This window comes from Cohnella xylanilytica, from assembly GCF_014212175.1.
Lineage (GTDB): Bacteria > Bacillota > Bacilli > Paenibacillales > Paenibacillaceae > Cohnella > Cohnella xylanilytica.
On sequence record NZ_JACJVR010000052.1, the window covers coordinates 127,794 to 150,338 of the forward strand.

Genomic DNA, 22,545 nt, shown 5'->3' on the forward strand with positions numbered 1-22,545 from the left:
TCCCAAGTGGAGATGCGCCGTTTCGCCGGCGATCCCTAATGTAGTAATATGTATACTAGCCCCTAGGGGAATGTATGAACGGTTTGTCCCGCTTCCGGGCGGTACGAGTCGCAATCCGATAAGCGAAAGAGGTGTATCCGTTGTCCGATCCGAGCGTCTATCGGCTCAACAGCAAGGAAGTGGCGAGAGCGACCGAGGAATGGCTTGCGAAGCGTGGCGTAACCAAAGGCCAGATCGGCCAGTTGGTCATGCTGCTGCAGAAGGATTATTTTCCCGAGCTGACTCTGGACGAATGCATCGTGAACGTGGAATCCGTTCTGTCCAAGCGAGAAGTGCAGAATGCCATCCTGACGGGCATTCAATTGGATATGCTGGCGGAAGAGGGCAAGCTGCTTCCCCCGCTTCAGAACATGATCTTCAACGACGAAGGGCTGTACGGGTGCGACGAGGTGCTGGCTCTCAGCATCGTGAACGTATACGGCAGCATCGGGTTCACCAACTTCGGGTATATCGATAAATTCAAGCCGGGCGTATTGAAGAAGCTCAACGAACGCAACGGCAAGGACGTCCACACGTTCCTGGACGACATCGTCGGGGCGATCGCCGCCGCCGCGTCCAGCCGGATCGCCCACCGCAAGCAGGCGGAGCGCGAGGCGATGGAAGAAGCGCTCTCCGGCGGCGATTCGGGGCCGGATACGCCGTAATGGAAGAGCCTTGGGGCAGGTTCCCCAAGGCTCTTTTTTATTGCGCGCGATTAAGCGCGGCTCATGTATCTCAGCGGCTGAGTCAAATTTACTCTCAATTCCGATTCCCCGCTAATGTAACTCAGTGGCTGAGTCAAATTTACCTCTGATCCCTGTCAATCCTAGATTAGGTACGATTGGCTCGAGGAGGAGTTACTGGGTGAAGACTCGGCGGGCGCAACAGCCCGGGTCTCGGCCGATGGAGCCCGAGAGGGCGACACCCCGCCGCCCTGCCCATGCAGGACGATCCAGTGTTGGCGTGCACGCCTCCGATAACGAGAAGAGAACCGAGCCAGCAGCCTCAAAGGCTGAGCCTACGCTCTTCGCTCTCCCGCGAACCCGGCGCTGCCAGGCCGGCGGGATCCTCTCCCTTGCCCAGGCTGCGGCCGATCCGCCAGCCGAAGGTGGCGGCGAGCACCTGCTGGAACAGCATGCCGCTGATGACCGGCAAGGAGACGGCGGGCGGGAAGTATTGGACCGCCAGCACCGCTCCCGCGCTCAGGTTGCGCATCCCGGAGTTGAACTGGACGGCGACGGAATCCTCCCGGTTCCAGCGGAACCAGGAGGAGACCGCCCAGCCGATCAGATAGCCGGTCACGACCGTCGCGAGGGTGACGGCGATAATCGTCGCCATCCGCGCGTCGGCGTGCCTGAGCTCCCCGGAGATCGTCGAGCCGTTGATGGCCACGACGGCGAAGAGACCGACCTTGACGAGCGGGGCGAGCGGCGGCCCCCATGTCCGGTTGACGCTTCCCTTCGTCCATTGATTGAGCAGCATGCCGGCGGCCGACGGAACGACGATCATCCACAGCAGCCCCTTCATCATCTCCCACGTCCGAATCTCGACGGCCGCCCCCATCAGGACGTGCAAGCTGGCCGGGACGATCAGGGGCGACAGCAGCGTATCGATCAGAATCAAGGCCAGCGTCAGGGCCAGGTTGCCGTTATAGATCGTCACCCAGACGACGCTGACGACGCCGGTCGGAATGACGAACAGCAAGACGAAGCCCGTCACGACGTAGGGATCGTCCGAGAAAAAGAGGCTGCCCGCCGCCCACCCGATCAAAGGCATGACGACGTGCAGAATCGCCAGGAGCCACAGCAGCTTCCCCGGTCTCCGAAGCACGCGCGCCATGTCGGCGAAGCTCGTCTTCAAGCTTCCGACGAAGGTCATGACCGCGAAGATCCACGGCACGGCCCATTCGTAAGCCGTCAGCCGCGTCCCGCTCAGCACCCCGACCAGGATGGCCGTCGGCGTGATCAGCGGCATGATTTTCTCCAAGGCTCCGTTCACCCGGACAAGCGCTTCCCGTATTCCCATGGCTGCTATCCCTCTTCCCGTATGCTATCCGACCTGCGACGCTTCCCCGCCTACCCGTCGACTGCGAATTGCCGCTTAAGGCTGCTCGCGCGCAACGCCAGCCGCCCGCTCGCCCGCTTGCCGCCCTCTCTTGCCGCCGCGATTGGCCGCTTATTCGGCCGCTTGTTCCGAAGGCCCGTACCGAACGACGCGGCGGCCGTCCGGATCGCGGCCCTCGGTTCGAACGGCGCCGCCCGCCAGCGTCAACCGCTCCAGGTGCGCGATCGTCTCCGCCATCGCGAACCGCAGATTGTGCGGATTGCCGCGAAGATGCTTCCCGAACAGCAGCTCGCACATCTCGAAGGACGTCGTCCCCTCCCCCGCTCCGTCCGCCTTCGATGCCGGATCGCGGTCCCCGAGCAGCTCTCGCATCCGCAGCAGCCGCCTGTCGTGATGCTCGAGCAGGCGCGAGATTCTCTCCGAAGCGTTCGGGAACGGATCCCGATGTCCGGGGTAGGCGTACGCCTCGCCGACTCTCCGCATCTCCCGCAGGCTCGCCAGATACGAGCCCAGCGGATCCGGGTCGGCGTCCGGCATCCAGCCGATGTTCGGCGTAATGTCCGGCAGCACCTGGTCGCCGCACAGGACGACGCCCGTCTCCGGGTCGTAGAAGCTGATGTGGCCCGGAGCGTGGCCTTCCCCGCCGATCAGCTCCCACGACCGCCCGGCCATCTCGAACCGTTCCCCCGCGGGAGGCAGCGGCCGAACGTCCTCCGGATGGGGAAGCACCTGCCCGAACACGCCCCGCAGGTGGCCGCGCATCCCTTCCGTCAGCTCCTCCGGAAGACCGTGCTCCCGGAACGCCGCGATCAGCTCCCCGGAGAACGTCTCGCGCTCTCCCCACAGCCGCATCGCGTACCTTCGGGCCGTCATGGACAGATGGACGGGCGCCCCCGTTCTCTCCTGGAACCAGCCCGACAAGCCGTAATGATCGGGGTGGTGATGCGTCAGGACGATTCTGCGAATGTCTCCCCAACGGATGCCGAGGCTCTTCAACGTCTCTTCCCAGAACGCTTCCGTATCGGCCGAACGCAGGCCGGGGTCGATGAGCGTCCAGGCGCCGCCTTCCTCGGGCAGAAGATAGGCGTTGACCCACTTGAGCGAGAACGGCACCGGAACCTTCGCCCGGATCCAGCCGTTCTCATGGCGCGTAACCGCAGCCTGCTCCCTCATCCCGCTCGCCTCCCTATCGGATCGGGGCGGGCGGAAGCCCCGGCCTCGCAGCCGGAACCCCCGCAGTCTCCCCGAACTTGTCCCGGCTTCGGTCCCGCTTGCTCCGGCAGGCGACTTCGGACGTGCGATTCGCTCGGGTAGCCGATCGGGAGCTTGCCTCCCGGCTTCCGCTCTCTATGAATCTCTCGCACAGCCTTCGAAGGATCGCCGGGTTCCGCGAAGCAGCCGAACGACGTGAACCTGTCGTCCGCCGCGTCGCGCGAACGATCCCCGGACGGGAGACCTCTCCTGCTCCCGCGGATCCGTTCGACTTCGCCCTCCGCGTCGCCTTCGCGGGCGCGGGCCCCTTCGGGCGCTTCCGCCCGGCGCGTCAAGGCGGCCGCTTCGCGCTTGGCGCCGCGCCGGTCCCGACGGCGGCAGACGATCCCCTTCTTTTCTTCGAAGCTCCGTTCATACCATTCGCGATACATCCGTGTTCGTAGACTCCTTCCAATCGACAAGGACGGACTCTCCCCCGGTCTCGGGTCAAGCCTAATTTCGTCCGGGGGGCGTCTTCCCCTCCGCCCTCATCTTGCCATTTCGCCCGTCGCGGCGCGGTTTTCAGCCCGCTTTTCACGTTTCCAGTATAGCGTTTTTCCCCGAATGTGGCCAATCACCGATGGATAGATGTCCTCATATGATGGAGTATTCTCGCATGCCCCCGGGAAGGAAGCCTACGAGGCCTTCACCACAGAATTCGACACGGTGGAAGGAGAACGAAGCATGTCCACCCCGAAAATCGACGTCCAGGTCATCAGCTCCGGCATCTTGTCCGAAGACGTCCTCATGCTGGGGGAATCCGTGATCAAGCAAGCGAAAATCCCGGTCCAGCAGCAGCTTGTGCTTCAATTCGGCTCGCTCAGGCAGTCCGTGTCGGTCGTATCCGTCCCCCGTTACGAAGGCATCCGCATCAGCCACTCGCTTGCCAGGAGAATGGGAGTGACCACCGGAACGCCGCTGCGGCTGCAGTACCGGACGGCTTCGCGCACGCTTGCTCTCGGCCCGCTACTGGGAGTTCTCGTCAGCCGGGACTATCCGGACCAGTCCGACAAGCCGTTCGGGGCCATCACGATGTTCTGCCGGGAGCTCGCCGACACCTGCCGCGCCCAAGGCACGCACGTGTATTTCTTCACGCCGCAAAGCATTCATACCGACCTGAAGAACGTAGAAGGGTGGGTGTATCATTCGAACGGTTGGCACCGGGCGACGCTGCCCGCGCCGGACGTCGTCAACAACCGGCTGACGTCCCGGAAGCTGGAGAACCGTCCGATCGTGCAGCAGTTCATCCGCGACATCAAGCAGCGGTACGGAGGGGTCGTGTTCAACGAGAAGTTCCTCGACAAGTCGGAAGTGTTCGATGCGTTAAAGAACGATTCGTCCCTGCAGAAGTACTTGCCGGAATCGCACTCCCTGCGTAACTACACGATGCTCAAAAGCATGTGCTCCCGCTATCCGGTCGTGTTCCTCAAGCCGGTGCGGGGTTCGCTGGGCAAAGGGATCATCCGGCTGTCGCGGCTCGGCGGCGAAGGCTGGCAGGCGTCGTTCACGACCGTCGGAGGGACGCGCAAGCAGAGCTACCCGAACCTGCTAAAGTTCTTCTCCGCGATCTCCGGCAAGATGAAGACGGTCCGCTATCTCGTTCAGCAGGGCTTGACGCTGATCGAGGCGTCCGGCAGGCCGATCGACTTCCGGGCGCTCACGCAGAAGAACGCCACCGGCAAGTGGGTCGTGACGTCCATCGTCGGCCGTACCGCCGGCAACCAGCATTACGTGTCGAACCTCGCCCGCGGCGGCACTCTCGCGACGGTCCGCGAGTCCGTGGCCAAATCCAACTTGCCCGCCGCGTATAGAGGGGATGCCTCCGCCCGGCTGACCCGGGCGGCGCTCGACATCGCGAAGGGAATCGACGCGCATATTCCGGCCCACTTCGGAGAGCTCGGCATCGACCTGGCCTTGGACACGGGAGGGCGAATCTGGCTGCTCGAAGTCAATTCGAAGCCTTCCAAGAACGATAACACCCCATTAAACGAAGGGAAAATCCGCCCGTCGGTGCGGATGATGATTCAATATGCCCGTTATCTGTCCGGCTTCTGACACGCTGAAGGTCGCCGAATCCGTCCGCAAGCCGCGAAGAAGCGGCGGGGCTGCCGCGCCCGCCGGCCTCGCGCTCGGCATCGCCGTCTGCGAGCGCGAAGGGAACGTCCCCTTCGCCGAAGCGTCCTTCGTCCGCCGCCTGATCGCCTCCGGTCCGGCTTACGGGCTCGACGTGTTCGCGTTCGCGCCGTCCAGCTACAGCGACGAGCGCGGCACGGTCCGCGCCTGGATCTGGAACGGCGGCTGGTCGCGGGAGGAGCGGGCGGCTCCGGCTCTCGCTTACGACCGGGGATGGCCGCGGGATCGCGAAGAACGCGCGGGCTTCCGGGCGGGCTTAAGCCGCATGTCGAAGACGCGGGGATTGAAGCTGTTGAACGGCCGCCTGCCCGGCAAGGCCGAAGTCTACCGCGCGTTGTCCCGGGATGCCGGGCTTCGGCGCTGGCTGCCGCCCACGGCCGCCTATCGGGGGACTTCGTCCCTGGCGGAGTGGCTCGGCCGGAGGGGCGGGGCCGCCTTCCTCAAGCCTTCGAACGGCTCCCAAGGCCGCGGAGTCGTCGCCGTCGCCCGAGAAGAGCCCGGCGGCGGGCTCGTTCGCCTGAGCGGCCGCACCGGAGCCAACCGTTCCTTCCGGATCGGCGGTATTCGGGAAGCGGAAGCGCTCCGCCGCATCGATCGCTGGATCGGCGGCCGCCCGTATGTCATGCAGCCGCTTCTCGAGCTTCGGGGAGCGGACGAAGAGCCGTTCGATCTGCGCGTCCTGATGCAGCGCGGCGGCCAGGGAAGCTGGACGACGGCGGGAACCGCCGTCCGCTGCGGTCGCAGCGGCGCCGTGACCGCCAATCTGCACGGAGGAGGAACTCCCCGAAGCGCGGAAGGTTACTTGACGGAGCTCTTCGGCGGCCGGGCCGCGGCCGGGCTGCTGGAAGAGCTCCGGGAGGCCGCGGCCTCCGTCGTGGAACGGCTGGAGGAATCGTTCGGAAGGTTCGCCGAGCTAGGCCTCGACTTCGGGATCGACCGGTCGGGCAAACTTTGGTTCCTGGAAGCAAACGCCAAACCCGGGCGCGCCTCCATGGCGTGCGCCGGCGGAGCCGCGGCTGCGGAAGCCGCCGAGCGGCCGCTCGCTTACGCCCGATACATCCTGCTTCGATCACCTGGGAGGGTATTTCATGAGTTTGACTCAATGTAACGTCCACTTCACCCAGCAGCCGGAGAGAATCGTCTGGTTCTCCAGCCCCCTCGCGAAGCTCCTGAAGCTGAACGGACGTAAATCGGTTAACGTCAAGCTCGGCCGGGATACCGTGCCGGCCACGGTCCGCACCATCAATCGCAAAGGCCATCACGTCTTCCTGTCGGCGGGTCTTCGCAGGTCCGTCCGGATTCCGAAGACCGGCAACGTCTTTATCGCCGCCGCCGAGAACGAGGAGATTCAGCTCGGCCCGCTGATCGGCATTCTGACGGACAGCGGGACCCGCTCGTCGGCCGCGCCGTTCGGGGTCCGGACGTCGTTCGTCAAGCAGCTGCTCCAGCTCGGGCAGAAAAAAGCCTACTTCTTCGCGTTCACTCCCCGCGACATCAACTGGCAGCAGGAGACCGTCCACGGATGGTTCCTGGACGGAGGCGGCGGCTGGATCCGCAAGGTCGTCCCGCTGCCGGACGTCGTATACAACCGGCTCTCGAGCCGCCGCGCGGAGACGGGAGCGGCGATCACCGCCCTCCGCGACCGGTTCGTCAAGAAGAAGATTCCCTTCTTCAACTGGAGCTTCTTCAACAAGTCGGACGTCTACAGCCTGCTCGACAAAGATCCGGAGGCGCTGCGCCATCTGCCCGAATCGGTCAATAATCCCGCTCCCGAGAAGATCAGGGAGCTGCTGGAGAAGCATCAGTTCCTGTACTACAAGCCGACGGGCGGCAGTCTCGGCAACGGCATCTACCGGCTGACGTACCATCCCCGCAGGGGATACTTCGCCCGATACCGGCGCAACGGCGCGAACGTGCTGCTCAGATTCAACAACTTCTCCAGCCTCATGAAGATGCTGCGGACGCGCCACGGCAGCGGCCTGTCGAGCTACGTCGTCCAGCAGGGGATCCGGCTCATCGAGATCGAGAATTGCCCGATCGACTTCCGGTTCCACATGCACAAGGACGGCAACAACAACTGGGTCGTCGCCGGGATCGGCGCCAAGAAGGCCGGACGCGGAAGCGTGACGACCCATATCAAGAACGGCGGCTCGCTCATGACGCCGGAGCATGCCCTGGGCCGGACGTTCGGAGACCGCGCCCAGGAGGTTCTCGCGGATGCGAAGCAGGTCGCCATTCGGCTCTCGGAAGCGATCGAACGCAATTACGCGCATACGCTGGGCGAGCTGGGGCTGGACATCGGCATCGATCGGGACGCCAACGTCTGGATGTTCGAAGCGAACGCCAAGCCGGGGAGGTCGATCTTCAAGCATCCCGCCTTGAAGGAACAAGGGCGCGCGTCACTCGAGTACATTCTTGACCATTGCCTGTACTTGAGCAAATTCCGCAGGAAGGAAGAATCGTCATGAAGCCGGGAACTCTGACCGCCGAACCTGCCGCGCATGCCGACGCCGCCGCCAACGAGAAGCCCGTGCTGGCGATCTTGACCATCGACGACGACATCCAACATTTTCGCGGCAACCGCGCGAACTTCGCCGATCTCCTCGCGACCGGAGAGCAGATGGGGTTCATTGCCTACGTCTTGACCGTCAAGCATCTGAAGCTGGATCGGCCGCGGCTTCTGGGCTATACGTACGATTCGAAAAGCGAGAATTGGGCGAAGGCTTACTTCCCCCGCCCCGACATCATCTATAACCGGATCCCCCAGCGGGAGGACGAGAGGCTGCCTAGGGTGCGCAAGAAGCTCCTCTCCGTCGCCCGCCAGCCCGACATCCAGCTGTTCAACCGGCGCTTCTTCAACAAGTGGACGCTGTTCCAATGGCTCAACGAATCCAAGCAGACGAGGCCCTTCATCCCGGAGACGAAGAGGCTGACGGAGTCGCTCGTGCTGTCCAGCCTGCTGCGGCGGCATTCGCATCTCTATCTGAAGCCCGTGCGCGGCAAAGCCGGGGTCGGCATCATGTCGGTCCGGGTTCAGCCGGAGAAGAACCTGCCTTACCGGCTGCAGATTCAAGAAGAGAAGGGAAGCCGCACCTACCGCTGCGCGACGATGAACAAGTTGTGGGACCGGGTGCTGAAGCAGTCCCGGGCCGTCGGCGAGCCCTATATCGCCCAGCAGGGCATCACGCTCGCCTCGGTGAACGGCCGTCCCTTCGATCTGCGGGCCCTCGTGCAGAAGAACATCTCGGGACAATGGGAATTGACCGGAATCGGCGCCCGGGTCGCGGGGGATACGAGCATTACGACCCACGTCCCCCGCGGCGGTTATATCGACGAGCCCGAGAAGCTGCTCGTCTCCGTGTTCGGCCAGGAGAAGGCGCAGAAGGTGTTGGCGAAGGTGAGGAGCACCGTCCTGCTGCTGGCCCGGCAGATCGAGCGGTCGTCGAAGCACCGGATGGGGGAGATGTCGATGGACCTGGGCGTGGACGCCTCGGGCGGACTGTGGTTCTTCGAAGCGAACTCCAAGCCGATGAAGTTCGACGAGCCCCACATCCGCAAGAAATCGTTGGAGCAGATTTTCCGCTACAGCCAATATCTCTATCATACGGCCAGGCAGCACAAAGGGGGCGTCAGCCCGTGAACGTAACCGTATTGGCTCCGGAAGAGTGGGAACGCCGGAGATTCGCCTTGCTGCGCTTCGCCCGGCGGCACGGCGACCGCCGCATTACGCAGGCCGGGTGGCTGAAGCTGGTCGCCCTCGACGCGAAGGGCCTCGGCCGTCCCGGCACGGCGGTCGCCGTCGCGTATACGGCGGGCGGCCTGCCCGCCGGCATCGCCTTCGCGGCCGGATACGGCGAGGAGGCGTGCGTCGTCGCCGTCCATCCGGCGCTGCGCGGCCGGGGGATCGCCCGCGGCCTGCTCGCGAGGCTGGCGGGGGAGTGGGGGCGGCTGACGTGCCGGGTCGCCTCCGACAACGCCGCGAGCCTCGCCGCCTGCTTCGCGGCCGGGCTCGTCGCCGTCGGCCTGGAAGCCGGGCCGACGGGCAAGCCGACGCTGCGCATGGTCTATCCGGCGCGGCCGGAAGCCGCCCTTAACGACTCCGGGGCGGCCGACGAGCCGGTCCCGTCGACCGCGCGGGGGTGAGCCACCATGGCGACGGCGGCTAAACCCGTGCTCGGCATCTTGACTCTGTATCTGAACGACAACAAAGCCTTGGAAGAGAAGAGCGTCTACGAGAAAATGACCGTCGCGGGCGCCAAATTAGGCCTGCAAGTCATCGTGTTCACGCCCGCGGACGTCAACGATCGCAGCGGCCGGGTCAACGCGCTCGTCTACCGGACGGAATCCCGATCCTGGCAGCGCAAGTCGGTTAGGATGCCGAACCTGATCTACGACCGGTGCCGAATTCAGAAGAGCAAGCGGTTCGAGCAGCTGCTCGAATTCCGCCGGAAGTACAACCATCTTACTTTCCTCAATCGCCCGCTGCGCAACAAGTGGACCGTCTATCGCACTCTCGCCAAAGTGAACGCCTTCCGCGGGCATCTGCCGTCGACGCGTCTCTATGCTTCGTCCGACGACGTCGCCGCCATGCTAAGGAAGCATTCGCTTCTCTATCTGAAGCCGATCAACGGAACCGGGGGCCGCGGCATTCTGCGGATCGAGAAGCTGAAGAGCGGCATGCTGCTGCTGCAGGGACGGGATCATTCCCGCCGGATCGTCGAGCCGAAGCGCATCTCCCGCGGCCAGCTCCCCGCCGCGCTCCGCTCTTGGGACACGAGAGGCGACCGGTACATCGTCCAGCAAGGGCTTCATATCCGGCTGCCGAGCGGGCGCGTGCACGACTATCGGATGCTCGTGCAGAAGAGCGGCTCCGGCGAATGGCAGGTGACCGGCTGCGCCGGCCGGGTCGGTCCTCCGCGCAGCATCACGTCCAATCTGCACGGCGGCGGCACGGCCGCTTCGATGAATTCCCTGCTGCGCCAATGGGTCGGCAGCGAGGCCCGGATCTCCCAGATCCGCCAGACGGCGGAGGAGCTGGGGCTGTCCGTCGCTCGCCACCTGGAGGCGACGTTCGGCGCGCTGTGCGAGCTGGCGCTCGATCTCGCGATCGACCGGAACGGGCGCGTCTGGCTGCTCGAGGTGAACCCGAAGCCTTCGCGCGAGGTGTTCATCCGGGCCGGGGAACGGGAGGCGTACCGCCATGCGATCACCCGGCCGATGGAATACGCGATGTGGGTGTACCGCTCGCGACGGGACCGCAGCGGCAAGGGAGCGTCGGCGCCTCAGACGCAGGAGACGTCCCGCACGGGGACGGATTCCTCCTCCGCGGCGCTGATCGAGCATCGCGGTTCGTTCCCGGATCCGGGCCGGGAGGAGTCCGGCGGCGCGGTCGGCTAATCGCCACGGGCGCCCGATCGCCCCTCGGTCTTCCCGGCTTGCGCCGATCTCGCGGCGGGGCGCCGCAGCCCCGCCGCCACACGAAAAGGACCGCACGGACACAGGCACGGCGCCTGCTTCCTTGCGGTCCTTTTCCCTTTTTTTCACCCGATACGCCCGATCAAATCGAGCAGCTCCGGGAAGCTGCGGATGACCGCGTCCGCCCCGTCGAGCTCGCCTTCCTTCCGGAAGCCCGCGTAATCGCAGCCGACGACGAACAGGCCGTTCCCCTTGCCCGCTTCCACGTCGGACGAGCGGTCTCCGACCATCCACGCCGTGCGGATGCCGTGCTTCTCCAGCAGCAGGCGCACCAGGTCGACCTTCGTCGCGGTCCCGTACTCCCCGGCGCTGTAGAAGCCGTCGAACAGATCGGCGATCCCCCGCAGCCTAGGCACATCCTTGACGTAAGCCTCGAGCCCGTTGCTCGCCACGAACAGCCGAATCCCCTTCTCCTTCAGCGCCCTAAGCGTCTCGGGAACGCCCGGATAGAGCTCGCCGCGGCCGTTCTCCAGCTCCTCCAGCTCGTATTGCAGAAGCAGATCGTTCGCCCGCGCTTGCGCCTGAGGCGAGCCGTCCGGCATGACCTTCTGCCAGATATGCTCCAGCAGCATCCCGAGAGAGCCGAGCAGCAGCTCCACCGGAGGCTGCTCCTTCATGTACAATCCTTCCTCGCGCAGCGTCTCGAATACCCGCCGATGAACCGTCGTCAGCAGCGTCTCCGTCTTGAACAGCGTCCCGTCCAGATCGAATAGCGCCGCTTCCGGCATTTGCAGCTTCGTCATCTGACTCTCCTCGATTGATTTTCTTCCCATCATATCCAATTCCCGCTCCCGGAAGCAACCCTTCGGCGACATGCTTCGTCATTCTATTGGGCGATTCTATCATTTATGCTACAATGGACATTCGATCGAAGTAGGAAAAGCAAGAGGTGATTTTGTCTTATCATGAGTACTCCGCTTCCCCAAAGGCACGCGCCCGCCGGCTCCCCGGAGCCGATCGCGCGCCGCAGATCCAAGCCGTCCGTCCTCCCCTTCGTCGTTCTGTGGATCGTTCTCATCGGAGCCGGAATCGCGGGCTCCGTCCTCTATGTCGACCATCTCCGCCAGCGATTGTCCGAAGATCTGAGCCGCCAGACCGCGACCCGGATCGAAGCGATGCAGGCCGATTATACGAATCAGCTCGAAGAGTTGAAGAAGAATTACGAGGAAGAGATGGCCAAGATGCAGTCCAAGGTCGAAGCCCTGAACGAACTGCTGACGTTCAATAAGGACAACATGAACGACAAGACCGACAACAGCAACAAGCTGTACACCCAGATCAGCGAGCTTAAGAAGCAACTCGACCAATTGAAGAAAAACCTGGACGTGCTCAAATGACGCTCACTACGGCGCAGCGTCTCAACCGGACCGTCCTGCTCGCCTGCGCTCCGTTCCTCGGGGCGATGATCTGGGTTCTTGTCTCGAACTTCTCTCTCTCGCTGTCTCTCGGCGATTCGGGCGCGGGAGCGTCGGCGCCGTCCGCGCCCCTGCTGTCGGAGATCGCCGCGGAGGCGGATGCCGGTCTCGGGCAAGCCGAGGCCGTCGCCAAGGAGATCTCGGTCTCTATCAAGAAGGTGTCGGAGCTCTATGTCAAAACGAACCGGAACATGAGCGCGATCATGACGACGGCCAAAGCTCAGGCGAACCGGCCCGCGCTCATCTACGACCGGCGGATTACCCGGCGGCTCGGCGCCGTGAAGGACTCGGTGCAGTCCGGCAAGCTGACGGCCCAGCTGTTCTCGATTCGCGCCCAGAAGTTCAGCGGCTACGCGCTCAAGGTGAAGCTGAAGAGCGCGGGCGCGATGACGATGGCGCTCGGCAAGGACAAGCTCGGCGGGGCCGAGACGACGCTCGCGGCCGTGAAGCGCACCGGCGCCGTGGCCGGCGTCAACGCGGGAGGCTTCGCGGATTCGCGGGGCAAGCGCTATCCGCTCAGCACGACCGTCGTCGACGGCAAGTACGTGACCGGCTTCGAGCCGAGCTATAACGATTTGTTCTTCGTCGGGCTGAGCGAGAACATGGAGCTGATCGGCGGCGAGTTCTCCAGCCAGGCCGAGCTCGACAAGAAGAAGCCGAAGTTCGGCGCTTCGTTCGTGCCGGTGCTGCGCAAGAACGGCGTGAACCTGCCGATTCCGGTCAAGTGGCGGACCAGCCCCGTCCGCGCCCCGCGCACCGTCATCGGCAACTACAAGGACGATCAGCTGCTGCTGCTCGTCATCGACGGGCGGGACGAGAACGGCAGCTCCGGCGCGACGCTGGAGGAGGTTCAGATGCTGCTGACCCGCTTCGGCGTCGTCGATGCCTACAACCTGGACGGCGGCGGGTCTTCCAGCTTGATTTTCAAGGGACGGATCGTCAACCATCCGTCCGACGGGCAGCTCCGGCCGCTCGCCACGAACTTTCTGTTCTTCAAGTAACCCTGGCGTCGCGTTACATAAGCCCCCTCCGGCACGCAAGTTCCATTTGCGCCGGCGGGGGCTTTGCTTTGAGGCTGAATGCCGAATTTTTCGGCATTGGAGGCGGTTCGCGATGACGCGAGGCCGCCGAATGCCGAATTTTTCGGCATTGGAGGCGGTTCGCGACGGGGCGAGGCCATTGAATGCCGAATTTTTCGGCATTGGCGGCGGTTCGCGACGGCGCGAGGTCGCTGAATGCCGAATTTTTCGGCATTGGCGGCGGTTCGCGACGACGCGAGGCCATTGAATGCCGAATTTTTCGGCATTGGAGGCGGTTCGCGATGGCGCGAGGCCCCCGAATGCCGAATTTTTCGGCATTGGAGGCGGTTCGCGACGGCGCGAGGCCATTGAATGCCGAATTTTTCGGCATTGGAGGCGGTTCGCGACGGGGCGAGGCCGCTGAATGCCGAATTTTTCGGCATTGGCGGCGGTTCGCGATGGCGCGAGGCCGCTGAATGCCGAATTTTTCGGCATTGGAGGCGGTTCGCGACGGCGCGAGGCCCCCGAATGCCGAATTTTTCGGCATTGGCGGCGGTTCGCGACGACGCGAGGCCGCTGAATGCCGAGCCGCCGCTCGCTTTGCGTGCGCGGCTTGGCTAGCCTCCGCCCCCGCCCGAGCCGTCCAGGAACGGGAACAGCAGCTTCTGATTCTCCCGGCTGAACATGTTCTTCTTCGTGATCACGACCGAGCCGGTGCCGATGGAAGGGTCCACCTTCCGCCCCCGGTACGCCTGCATCGCCGTCTTGATCGCCAGATAGCCCATGTTGAACGGCTTCTGGACGACGATCGCCTGCAGCACCTCTCTCTCCAGGTAATCGATCTCGCTCGTGGAGCTGTCGAACCCGACCAGCTTCACCCGTCCCGCCGCGCCCGCTTCCTCGATGGCCCGGGCCGCGCCGACGGTGGACGGCTCGTTCAGCGCCGCGATGCCCGCCAGCCCGGGACGCTCCCGCAGCAGCGCCTTGGTCACCTCGTACGCCTTGTCGATCAACCCTTCGCTATAGACGGTCGGAACGATCTCATAGACTTGCCCCTCATCCGAGCCCGCCCCCAAACTAGAACCGCTCTCCACCCGCCCTGCAGCTGCAATCGAACTCGCCCCCGGCAATCGTCCGACTCCCTTACTCGCCTGTTCCCCGATCCCCGATGCCGCGCCTTCCTCCAGCCCCCCTCTCCCTTCCCGCAGGCTGGCCAGCACGCCGTTCTCCCGCTCGATCGCGGTGGACGAGGCCTTGATGAAGTTGACGACGCCGACCTCGCCGCCTTCCGGCAGCAGCTCCTTCAAGGCGTCGCCGACCTTCCTTCCCGCCTCGAAGTTGTCCGTCGCGATCAGGCTGAGCGCGTAGTCGCCGTTGATGCCGGAGTCGATGATGACGAGCGGGATGCGGGCGCTCCGGATCTTCTTCGCGACCGGGACGAGCCGCTCGTAATCGGTGGCCGACAGCACGATCGCCTTCGGGCGCATCCCGATCGCCCGCTCGACGAGCGCGATCTGGCCGTCGATGTCCTTCTCCTTGTCCGTGCCCAGCGTCAGCACCTCCGTCCCGAGCTCCTTGGCCGCGGCGTCCACCCCTTGGCGCGCCGCCTGCCAGAACTCGATGCGCGGGTCGATCGTTTTCGGAATATAGACGACCGGTCCTGACGGAGAGAGCCACTTCGCCTGCGCCCAGCGGACCGATCCCGCGACCGCCGCGGCGGCCAGCAGAACGGCGAGGGCGACGAGCCCGGCTTGGCGTCCCCTTCTCACGTATCCTCGCCTCCCTTGCGCCAAGGAACCCGAAGCGTGACGACGGTTCCTTCCTCCCGTTCGCTCCGGTACTCCAGCCCGTATTGCGGCCCGTAAAACAACTGAATCCGGCGATGCACGTTCAGAACGCCCATCCCCGTGCCGCTCTCCGACGCCTTCCGCTCGGACAGAATCGTCCGGACCTGCTCCGGCGTCATGCCCGCCCCGTCGTCCGCGACGGTCAGCTCCAGCAGGCTTCCGGCGAGCCGGCCCGAGACGACGATCTCTCCCGTCTCCGCCTTGTTCCGCATGCCGTGGTAAATCGCGTTCTCGACGAGAGGCTGCAGGATGACGCGTTGAATGCGGGCGTCCCGCAGCTCCTCGGGCACGTCGATGCGGTGAACGAACCGGTTCCGGTAGCGCATCGACTGGATCGTCAGGTAGTTCCCGACGTGCTCGAGCTCCACGGAGAGCGGCACCTCCTCTTCTCCCTGTCCGATGCTCGACCGGAACAATCGGGACAGCGCCGTCGTCATCTTGACGACCTCCGCCATCTTGTTCGTCTCCGCCATCCAGATGATCGAATCGAGCGTGTTGTACAGGAAGTGAGGCTGGATCTGAGCCTGCAGCGCCTTGATCTCGCTCGTCCGCTTGATCTCCTCGTCGCGGAGCTTCTGGTTCATGAGCTCCCGGATCTTGGCGATCATCAGGTTGAACGTCCGGGCGAGCTTGCCGATCTCGTTCGTGCTCGTCACGTCGACGCGGATGTCGAAGCTGCCCTTCTCGACCTGCTTCATGTGCGCGTCGAGCCGCTTCAGCGGCCTCGCCATCGTGAACGACAGCAGGACGGACAGGCCGAGCGCGATAACGAGACAGAGGCCTCCCCATAGGGCCGCGGACAGCTGCATCTTCGCTTTGTCGCCGACCAGCTCCTTCGGGTAGGTCACTCCGACGATTTTCCAACCGAAGTCCGTCGAACGGATCGTATACTTCTTCGGCTCCTTGCCGTCTTGGACGGTCAAAGTCGTGTCCGGAGAGCGGAGAATCAGCGGAATATCCTCCGTCTTCAGCTCCGTGAACATGATCTGCTGCTGCGGATGATAGATCAGATCGCCCGCGGAATCGACGATGAAGACGTACCCCCGGCTGCCGAGCTGGATCTGCCTGCACAGGTCGTCGATCAGATTGTAATTCAGGTCGACCAGCAGAACGCCGCTCGGATCGAGCCGCCCTTCCCCGCTCAGCTCCCGGCTGAGCGAGATGACCCAGCGGTATTCCTTCGGGTACAGGTGCTGGACGCGCGAGGAGGACAGCACGACCTCGCCCTTGGCGGCCCGCGCTTCCCGGTACCAGTCCTGGCCGATCAGCTCGGTGTAGTCCTTCAGCTTCGCCCCCTCCCGGTCCGAGATGACCGCCCCGTTGGAGCCGGCGAACGCGAGAGTGGCGATATCGGTGCGGGACGCGACGACCGAATGGAAAAACCGGCCGATCCGCGCCTTCAGCTGCTCGCTCTCCGGCGTCCCGAGCGGGGCGGAGAGGAACTTCGTCAGGTCCCCGTTGCCGATCGCCAGCGCCGAGATGCTCTCCATGTTGTCGACGTAAGTCCGGATGTTGGCGTTCACCTGCTCGATCAGCGTCGTCGTGTACTCGACCGAGGTGTCCGCGACGAACGAAGCCGACTGCCGGTAGGAGCTGTAGCTCAGAAGGAGCGTCGTTCCGAGAATAAGCAGAGAGAACGCGAGCGCGATGCTCGTATGGATGCTCTTGAATTGGAACGGACGCCGTCTCATCAAGCGAGCTTCCCTTCCTTCGCCGCGGCCCGGTATTCCTTCGGGGTAAGTCCGACGTTCCTTTTGAAAATGACGCTGAAATATTGAGGGTCCTCGTACCCGACCCTCTCGGCGATCTCGTACGACTTGAGCGCGGTGGAGGCCAGAAGCTCTCTCGCCTTCTCGATCCGAAGCCTCGTCAGATGCTCGATGAACGTCTCGCCGGCATATTGCTTGAACACGGCGCTGAAGTAGTTCACGCTCATGCAGGCGACCTGGGCGGCTTCTTGCAGCGACAGATTCGGATCGGCGTAGCGCTCGCGGATGAAGTCGGCCGCCAGCTTCGCCTGGGCGTGGGCGTCGGTCCGGCGAAGGCTCTCCATCTCGCGCATGACGCCGATTCCCCATTCCGTCAGCCACAGCTTCATCTCGTCGAGCGTCTTGATCGACGGCGCGCGCGCGAACGGCCGGCCGGCTTCGAACGCCGCTTCGCCGTAGCCGGTCTCCTCCACGAGGTTCATGACCGAGACGAGGAACCGCTGGATGGACGCGTAGCCCTTGTCCGCGGACGGCGACTCGCTTTTGAGCCGCTCGATCCATTCCGCCATTCGGGCCGCGTACGCTTCCTCGTTGCCCGCCTTGAGCGCGGACAGCAGCTTCTTCTCCCAGTCCGCGTAGCAGAGCCGGTTCCGGCCCGAACCGCGCTGCACGTCGTCGATGGCGATGACCCGGTTGCGGCCGAGGAGGAACCGGTAATCGAGCGCTGTAATCGCTTCCATATAAGAGGAAGCCAATTCCGGAAGCCGATCCTTGACCCGCCCGATACCGAACGACACGCGCGTCTTCAAATACTTCTCGATGCTGCGCGCCGCCTGCATCGCCAACGTCTGGGCGGCAACCGAGCACGCGGCCGCTTCGTCCGAGAACAGAATCGCGGTCCGCTCGTCCTTCGTCCCGAACACGAGCCCGCCCCGCTCCTTCTCGAATATCTCCTGCGCGATATTGGCGGCCCCGAACCGAAGCAGCTCCCTTCCCCATTCCCGATCCCCGGCCGCTTCGGGCGGCAGCTCGTCGATATCCATGACGAGGGCGACGTAAGCGGGCCCATCCAATCCGATGCCGAACAGCCGGAACTTGCGCCCGATCTCCTCTTCCCCGACGGAAGAGGTCACGAGGCGCTCCAGGAACTTCTCCCGCAGAAGCGGCAAGCTCTCGTTCAGCTGCAGGCGGATTCGCGCCAGGTCCTCGCGCCTCTCCCTCTCCTCGTCGAGCTCCCGCCGGAGCCTTCCGAGCAGCTCGGCAAATTCATGGAAGTTGATCGGCTTGAGCAAATACTCGTGCACCTTGAGACTGATGGCGCGCTTCGCGTACTCGAAGTCCTCGTAGCCGGTCAGAATGACCGTCTTGACGTCGCGGTGCCTCTCCCCGATCCGCTTCGTCAGCTCCAGCCCGTCCATGAACGGCATGCAGATGTCGGTGATGATCAGGTCGGGAGGCTCGGCCTCCGCCGCCTCGAGCGCGTCCCGGCCGTTGGCGAACGCCCCGGCGAGCTCGAAGCCGAGCGACGCCCAATCGGTCTTCGCCAGGATCCCTTCCCGCACCTCGTCCTCGTCGTCGATCAGATAGAGCTTGTACATGGGTTCGACCCCCTTCGCCGTCCTGTTCACCAAGAGTGTACCAGAGCCGCTCGGACTCCCGCCAGCGGCAACGATTCCCTTCCCGCGACGCCGCGAATCGGAGGCAGCCCGGCATAGGCGCCTCCGATTCCGGTTCGCTTATTCGTACAGCAGCGGCTTGATCTCCTCGGAGTCGATGTTCGTCTTGTCGTACCAGTGGAAGCCGGTGTCGATCGTCTTCTCGACCTTCTCGCCCTTATACGCCATGTACGCCGCCTTGACGGCCCAGTAGCCGATGCCGATCGGGTCCTGCGTGATCGCTCCCGCCATCGTACCGCTGCGGATGGCATCCATCTGAGCCTTGCCGGAGTCGTAGCCGATGACGACGATTCCCGTCTTCTTCAGCTCCGTCACCGCATTGACGACGCCGACCGCCGACCCTTCGTTCGATCCGAAAATCCCCTTGAGATCCGGATGCGCCTGAATGATCGCCTTGGCCAGGTCGGTCGACTTCAGATGGTCGCCTCCGCCGTATTGAATGTCCACGATCTTGATGTCGGGGTACTTCTCTTCGATCCGCTTCTTGAACCCGTCGCGGCGGTCGACGCCGGTCCGGCTCGTCTGGTCGTGCACGACCATGGCGATCTCGCCCTTGCCCCCGATCAGCTCCGCCATCTTGTCGGCGGCGAGCGCGGCAGCCTTCAGGTTATCGGTGGCGGCCGTCGAGACCGGGATGTCGCTGTCGACCCCGGAGTCGAAGCCGACGACCGGAATGTTCGCCGCTTGCGCCTTCTGCAGAAGCGGGATGACGGCCTTGCTGTCCAGCGCCGCCAGGGCGATCGCCTGCGGCTTCTTGTCGAGAGCCGCCTGCAGCATCTCGATCTGCTTGTCGACCTGGGACTCGGTCTCCGGCCCTTCGAACGTCACCTCGACGCCGAGCTCCTTCGCGGCCTTCTCGGAGCCCTGCTTCACCGCTTGCCAGAACTGGTGCTGGAATCCCTTGGAGATGACCGGGATGTATACCTTGTCCGCAGCCGCGTTCGATCCGGACGGGGACGCGGAGGGCGATGCGGAAGACGAAGCCGGCGGAGAAGAAGCTTCCGGGGAAGAAGACGCGCCGCCCGCGTTCTTCCCTTCGTTGTTGCCGCCGCACGCGGCCAGCAAGGCGAACATCAGCGCGAGTACGATCGTCATGCCGAGCTTTCGGTTTGTTTTCATCGATTTTCTCCCCTTAACGTTGGTTATGTGAGCTTCAGGCTTCCGTGCGGCCAGGGATCAGCCCTTGCGGCGGCGCAGAATATCGGTGTACACCGCGAGCACCACGACCCCGCCGATGATGACGGTCTGCCATTCCTGGGGCACCGACAGAATGCGCAGCCCGTTCGTCAGCACGCTCATGATGAGCGCCCCGATCACCGTGCCGAGAATCGAGCCTTTGCCCCCGCTGAGCGACGTGCCGCCGATGACGACGGCCGCGATCGCTTCCAGCTCGTAGCCTTGGCCGAGCGCCGGCTGCGCCGAATTGAGCCGGGAGGCCATGAGGATGCCGGCCACGCCGCTGAACACGCCGGTGATCGTGTAGATGACGATCTTCCAGAAGCGGACGTTGACGCCCGACAGCCGGGTCGCCTCTTCGTTGCTGCCGAGCGCGAAGTTGTAGCGCCCGACGATCGTCTTCGACAGCAGGAGGCTCGCCAGGATCGCCATGCCGAAGAAGATGAACACCGCGTTCGGAATCGCGAGCCCCGGAACGAGCTTCTCGACGGCCGTGCCCATCGCGATCTGGGCGAAGGCCGGCGTGTCGACGAAGTAGACCGGCTTCGTGCCGGAGATGACGAGCGACAGCCCCTTCGTGATCATCATGACCGCCAGCGTCGCGATGAACGGCGGAATCTTCATCCGGGACACCGCGAACCCGCTGGCGGCCCCGCAGAGCGCTCCCGCTCCGATCGCCCCGGCGATGCCGAACGGAATCGGCGCACCGCCGTAAGTGATGATAACGCCGGCGATAACCGAGCAGAACGTCATGACCGTGCCGACGGCCAGATCGATGCCCCCCGTGATGATGACGAAGGTGGAGCCCAGCGCCAGAATGCCGGTGACCGCCGTCGCGAGCAGGATGCCGACGATGTTGTCGAACTTGAAGAAGTTCGCCGACGACAGCGAGAACACGACGATAAGCAGGATGAGGCTGGCGAAGGCGAGCAGCTTCTGCGCGGCCCCGGAGCGCTTCAGGACGGACGGCTTGGAAGACGGCGAGACGGACAATTCCATGGTTTTCACTCCTCTATGCCCCTCTCTGGGTGGCCAGCTTCATGATTTGCTCTTGCGTCGCTTCTTCCCCGTTCAGCTCGCCCGTGATCCGGCCTTCGCACATGACGAGGATGCGATGGCTGAGCCGCAGGATCTCGGGAAGCTCCGACGAGATCATGACGATCGACTTGCCCTGCGCGGCCAGCTCCTCCAGCAGGGCGTAAATCTCCGCCTTCGCCCCGACGTCGATGCCCCGCGTCGGCTCGTCGAAGATGAGGATGTCGCAGTCGCGGACGAGCCACTTGCCGATGACGACCTTCTGCTGGTTGCCGCCGGACAGGTTCTTCGCTTCCTGGCGGACGCCGGGCGTCTTGATTCTAAGCGCCCCGACCTGCTCTTCGGCCGTCTTCTCGATCGCCTTGTCCTTCATCCAGCCGGCCCAGTTGCGGAAGCGCCGGTACGAGGAGACGGCGATGTTGGCGGCGACGTCCATCTCGAGCAGCAGCCCGTAGCGCTTGCGGTCCTCCGACAGGTAGCCGATCCCGAGCCGGACCGCGTCGTGCGGGTTCCGGATCCGCGCCTTGCGCTCCCGGACCTTGATCTCGCCGGAATCCGGCCGGTCGGCGCCGAACAGAATCCGCGCCACCTCCGTTCGGCCCGCGCCCATCAGTCCCGCGATTCCGAGAATCTCGCCCTTCCGAAGGCTGAAGCTGACGTCCTTGACCGCCGTGCCGCGGCTTAAGCCGTTCGCTTCCAGCACGGCCTCCGTCGGGTGTCGCCCCGCCGCCGCGCGGCTCGCGCTCTGAAGCTCCCGGCCGACCATCATGGAGATGATCCGGTCGATCGGCGTGTCCGCCGTCGGCACCGTATCGATGTAGCGCCCGTCGCGCATGACGGTGATCCGGTCGCTGATCGCCTTCAGCTCCTCCATCCGGTGGGAGATGTACACCATGCCCACTCCGTTCTCCTTGAGCCGGGCGATGACCCGGAACAGCTCCTTGATCTCGGCGTCCGTGAGCGCGGCGGTCGGCTCGTCCATGATGAGCACCTCGGAGTGAAGAGACAGCGCTTTCACGATTTCGATCATTTGCTGCATGGCGACCGTCAGATCCTCCACCTTGGCGCGCGGGTCGACCTTCAGGTTGAGCTGCTCCAGCCAATGCCTTGCCCGTCGTTCGAGCTCCTTGTCGTCGAGCAGAAGCCCCATCCATCTTCGCGGCTCCCGGCCGATGAACAGATTCTGCGCGACGGTCAGGTCCGGAATCAGGTTCAGCTCCTGATGAATGATGCCGATGCCGAGCTGCTGGGCCGCCTTCGTATGGGGGATGTCCACCTCCCGGCCCTTGTACCGGATCGTTCCGGCATCCTTCCGGTAGACGCCCGTCAATATTTTCATCAAGGTCGACTTGCCCGCCCCGTTCTCGCCGACGAGAGCGTGCACTTCCCCCGCGTTCAGCTCGAAGCGGCAGTCGGACAGGGCCAGCACGCCCGGGAAGCTCTTCTCGATTCCTTCCATCCGCACCAAGGGCTCGCCCATTCCTCTCACCTCGTTTTCGTTGATCTGCTCCCATTGTAGGGAACGCCGCGGGCGAAGAGAGTGGAATAATTTCCGGAAAAAATCGATTAATTTACGATAAACGTTGTGCCGCCTATGCAGCCTGCTCGTTGCTCCTCTTCCCGCTTTCCCGCTGCTCCGATGCAAATCCCCGCCATGCAGCTTGCCCTTCGGGGCGTTGGAAATAGATAAGAAAAACGCCTGACGG

The 22,545-nt window shown here is 64.1% G+C and carries 19 protein-coding genes; 9 read left to right on the forward strand and 10 right to left on the reverse strand.

What is annotated here, in order from left to right:
• Positions 1-140 precede the first annotated feature (140 nt).
• The gene (locus tag H7B90_RS13560) at positions 141-704 is read left to right on the forward strand and encodes a phosphatidylglycerophosphatase A family protein (RefSeq protein ID WP_185136415.1); all 564 of its coding nucleotides are present in this window, start codon (positions 141-143) and stop codon (positions 702-704) included.
• Positions 705-1,044: 340 nt separating this feature from the next.
• Here the strand turns inward: H7B90_RS13560 and H7B90_RS13565 are convergent, their stop codons facing one another.
• From H7B90_RS13565 to H7B90_RS13575, 3 genes are all read right to left on the reverse strand, one after another.
• Positions 1,045-2,064 carry a bile acid:sodium symporter family protein gene (locus H7B90_RS13565; protein WP_185136416.1) on the reverse strand — a complete coding sequence of 340 codons (1,020 nt, stop codon included), beginning with the start codon at positions 2,062-2,064 and terminating at the stop codon, positions 1,045-1,047.
• A 150-nt stretch (positions 2,065-2,214) separates the two neighbouring features.
• On the reverse strand, positions 2,215-3,276 hold the full coding sequence (locus H7B90_RS13570) for an MBL fold metallo-hydrolase (protein WP_185136417.1): 1,062 nt from the start codon (positions 3,274-3,276) through the stop codon (positions 2,215-2,217).
• Entirely contained in the window at positions 3,273-3,746 is a 474-nt protein-coding gene (locus tag H7B90_RS13575; protein ID WP_185136418.1) for a methyltransferase domain-containing protein, read from the reverse strand. Before H7B90_RS13575 ends, H7B90_RS13570 begins: the two co-directional genes overlap by 4 nt.
• Positions 3,747-4,038: 292 nt before the next feature.
• On the opposite strand from H7B90_RS13575, the gene H7B90_RS13580 reads away from it, so the two are divergent.
• Genes H7B90_RS13580 through H7B90_RS13605 form a run of 6 tightly spaced genes read left to right on the forward strand, consistent with a single transcriptional unit; the run spans position 4,039 to position 10,884 of the window.
• Positions 4,039-5,409, forward strand: a complete 1,371-nt coding sequence (locus H7B90_RS13580) for a YheC/YheD family endospore coat-associated protein (RefSeq protein ID WP_185136419.1) — start codon at positions 4,039-4,041, stop codon at positions 5,407-5,409.
• Entirely contained in the window at positions 5,384-6,595 is a 1,212-nt protein-coding gene (locus H7B90_RS13585; RefSeq protein WP_185136420.1) for a YheC/YheD family endospore coat-associated protein, read from the forward strand. The genes H7B90_RS13580 and H7B90_RS13585 overlap by 26 nt, the downstream gene beginning before the upstream one ends.
• Positions 6,576-7,955 carry a YheC/YheD family protein gene (locus tag H7B90_RS13590; protein WP_185136421.1) on the forward strand — a complete coding sequence of 460 codons (1,380 nt, stop codon included), beginning with the start codon at positions 6,576-6,578 and terminating at the stop codon, positions 7,953-7,955. The genes H7B90_RS13585 and H7B90_RS13590 overlap by 20 nt, the downstream gene beginning before the upstream one ends.
• Complete coding sequence (locus H7B90_RS13595; RefSeq protein WP_185136422.1) at positions 7,952-9,127, forward strand: YheC/YheD family endospore coat-associated protein; 1,176 nt, start codon at positions 7,952-7,954, stop codon at positions 9,125-9,127. The genes H7B90_RS13590 and H7B90_RS13595 overlap by 4 nt, the downstream gene beginning before the upstream one ends.
• Complete coding sequence (locus tag H7B90_RS13600; RefSeq protein ID WP_185136423.1) at positions 9,124-9,630, forward strand: GNAT family N-acetyltransferase; 507 nt, start codon at positions 9,124-9,126, stop codon at positions 9,628-9,630. Before H7B90_RS13595 ends, H7B90_RS13600 begins: the two co-directional genes overlap by 4 nt.
• Before the next feature lie 6 nt (positions 9,631-9,636).
• A complete protein-coding gene (locus tag H7B90_RS13605; RefSeq protein WP_185136424.1) occupies positions 9,637-10,884 on the forward strand; it encodes a YheC/YheD family endospore coat-associated protein in 1,248 nt (415 codons plus the stop codon).
• 143 nt (positions 10,885-11,027) lie between these two features.
• On the opposite strand, the gene H7B90_RS13610 is transcribed toward H7B90_RS13605, so the two are convergent.
• Positions 11,028-11,705 (reverse strand): HAD family hydrolase, encoded by a 678-nt coding sequence (locus tag H7B90_RS13610; protein ID WP_185136425.1) that lies wholly within the window; start codon positions 11,703-11,705, stop codon positions 11,028-11,030.
• Positions 11,706-11,867: 162 nt separating this feature from the next.
• Between H7B90_RS13610 and H7B90_RS13615 the strand changes: the two genes are divergently transcribed.
• A complete protein-coding gene (locus tag H7B90_RS13615; protein ID WP_185136426.1) occupies positions 11,868-12,299 on the forward strand; it encodes a hypothetical protein in 432 nt (143 codons plus the stop codon).
• On the forward strand, positions 12,296-13,378 hold the full coding sequence (locus H7B90_RS13620; protein ID WP_185136427.1) for a phosphodiester glycosidase family protein: 1,083 nt from the start codon (positions 12,296-12,298) through the stop codon (positions 13,376-13,378). Before H7B90_RS13615 ends, H7B90_RS13620 begins: the two co-directional genes overlap by 4 nt.
• Positions 13,379-14,013: 635 nt before the next feature.
• Here the strand turns inward: H7B90_RS13620 and H7B90_RS13625 are convergent.
• From H7B90_RS13625 to H7B90_RS13650, 6 genes are all read right to left on the reverse strand, one after another.
• Complete coding sequence (locus H7B90_RS13625) at positions 14,014-15,165, reverse strand: substrate-binding domain-containing protein (RefSeq protein WP_185136428.1); 1,152 nt, start codon at positions 15,163-15,165, stop codon at positions 14,014-14,016.
• Positions 15,162-16,934 carry a cache domain-containing sensor histidine kinase gene (locus tag H7B90_RS13630; RefSeq protein ID WP_185136429.1) on the reverse strand — a complete coding sequence of 591 codons (1,773 nt, stop codon included), beginning with the start codon at positions 16,932-16,934 and terminating at the stop codon, positions 15,162-15,164. The genes H7B90_RS13625 and H7B90_RS13630 overlap by 4 nt, the downstream gene beginning before the upstream one ends.
• Positions 16,934-18,550, reverse strand: a complete 1,617-nt coding sequence (locus H7B90_RS13635) for a helix-turn-helix domain-containing protein (RefSeq protein ID WP_185136430.1) — start codon at positions 18,548-18,550, stop codon at positions 16,934-16,936. Before H7B90_RS13635 ends, H7B90_RS13630 begins: the two co-directional genes overlap by 1 nt.
• Positions 18,551-18,688: 138 nt before the next feature.
• Entirely contained in the window at positions 18,689-19,747 is a 1,059-nt protein-coding gene (locus H7B90_RS13640; protein ID WP_260411013.1) for an ABC transporter substrate-binding protein, read from the reverse strand.
• Positions 19,748-19,804: 57 nt separating this feature from the next.
• Positions 19,805-20,803: an ABC transporter permease gene (locus tag H7B90_RS13645; protein WP_185136431.1), complete on the reverse strand. Its 999-nt coding sequence runs from the start codon at positions 20,801-20,803 to the stop codon at positions 19,805-19,807.
• A gap of 13 nt (positions 20,804-20,816) precedes the next feature.
• On the reverse strand, positions 20,817-22,319 hold the full coding sequence (locus tag H7B90_RS13650) for a sugar ABC transporter ATP-binding protein (protein ID WP_185136432.1): 1,503 nt from the start codon (positions 22,317-22,319) through the stop codon (positions 20,817-20,819).
• Positions 22,320-22,545: the final 226 nt, after the last annotated feature.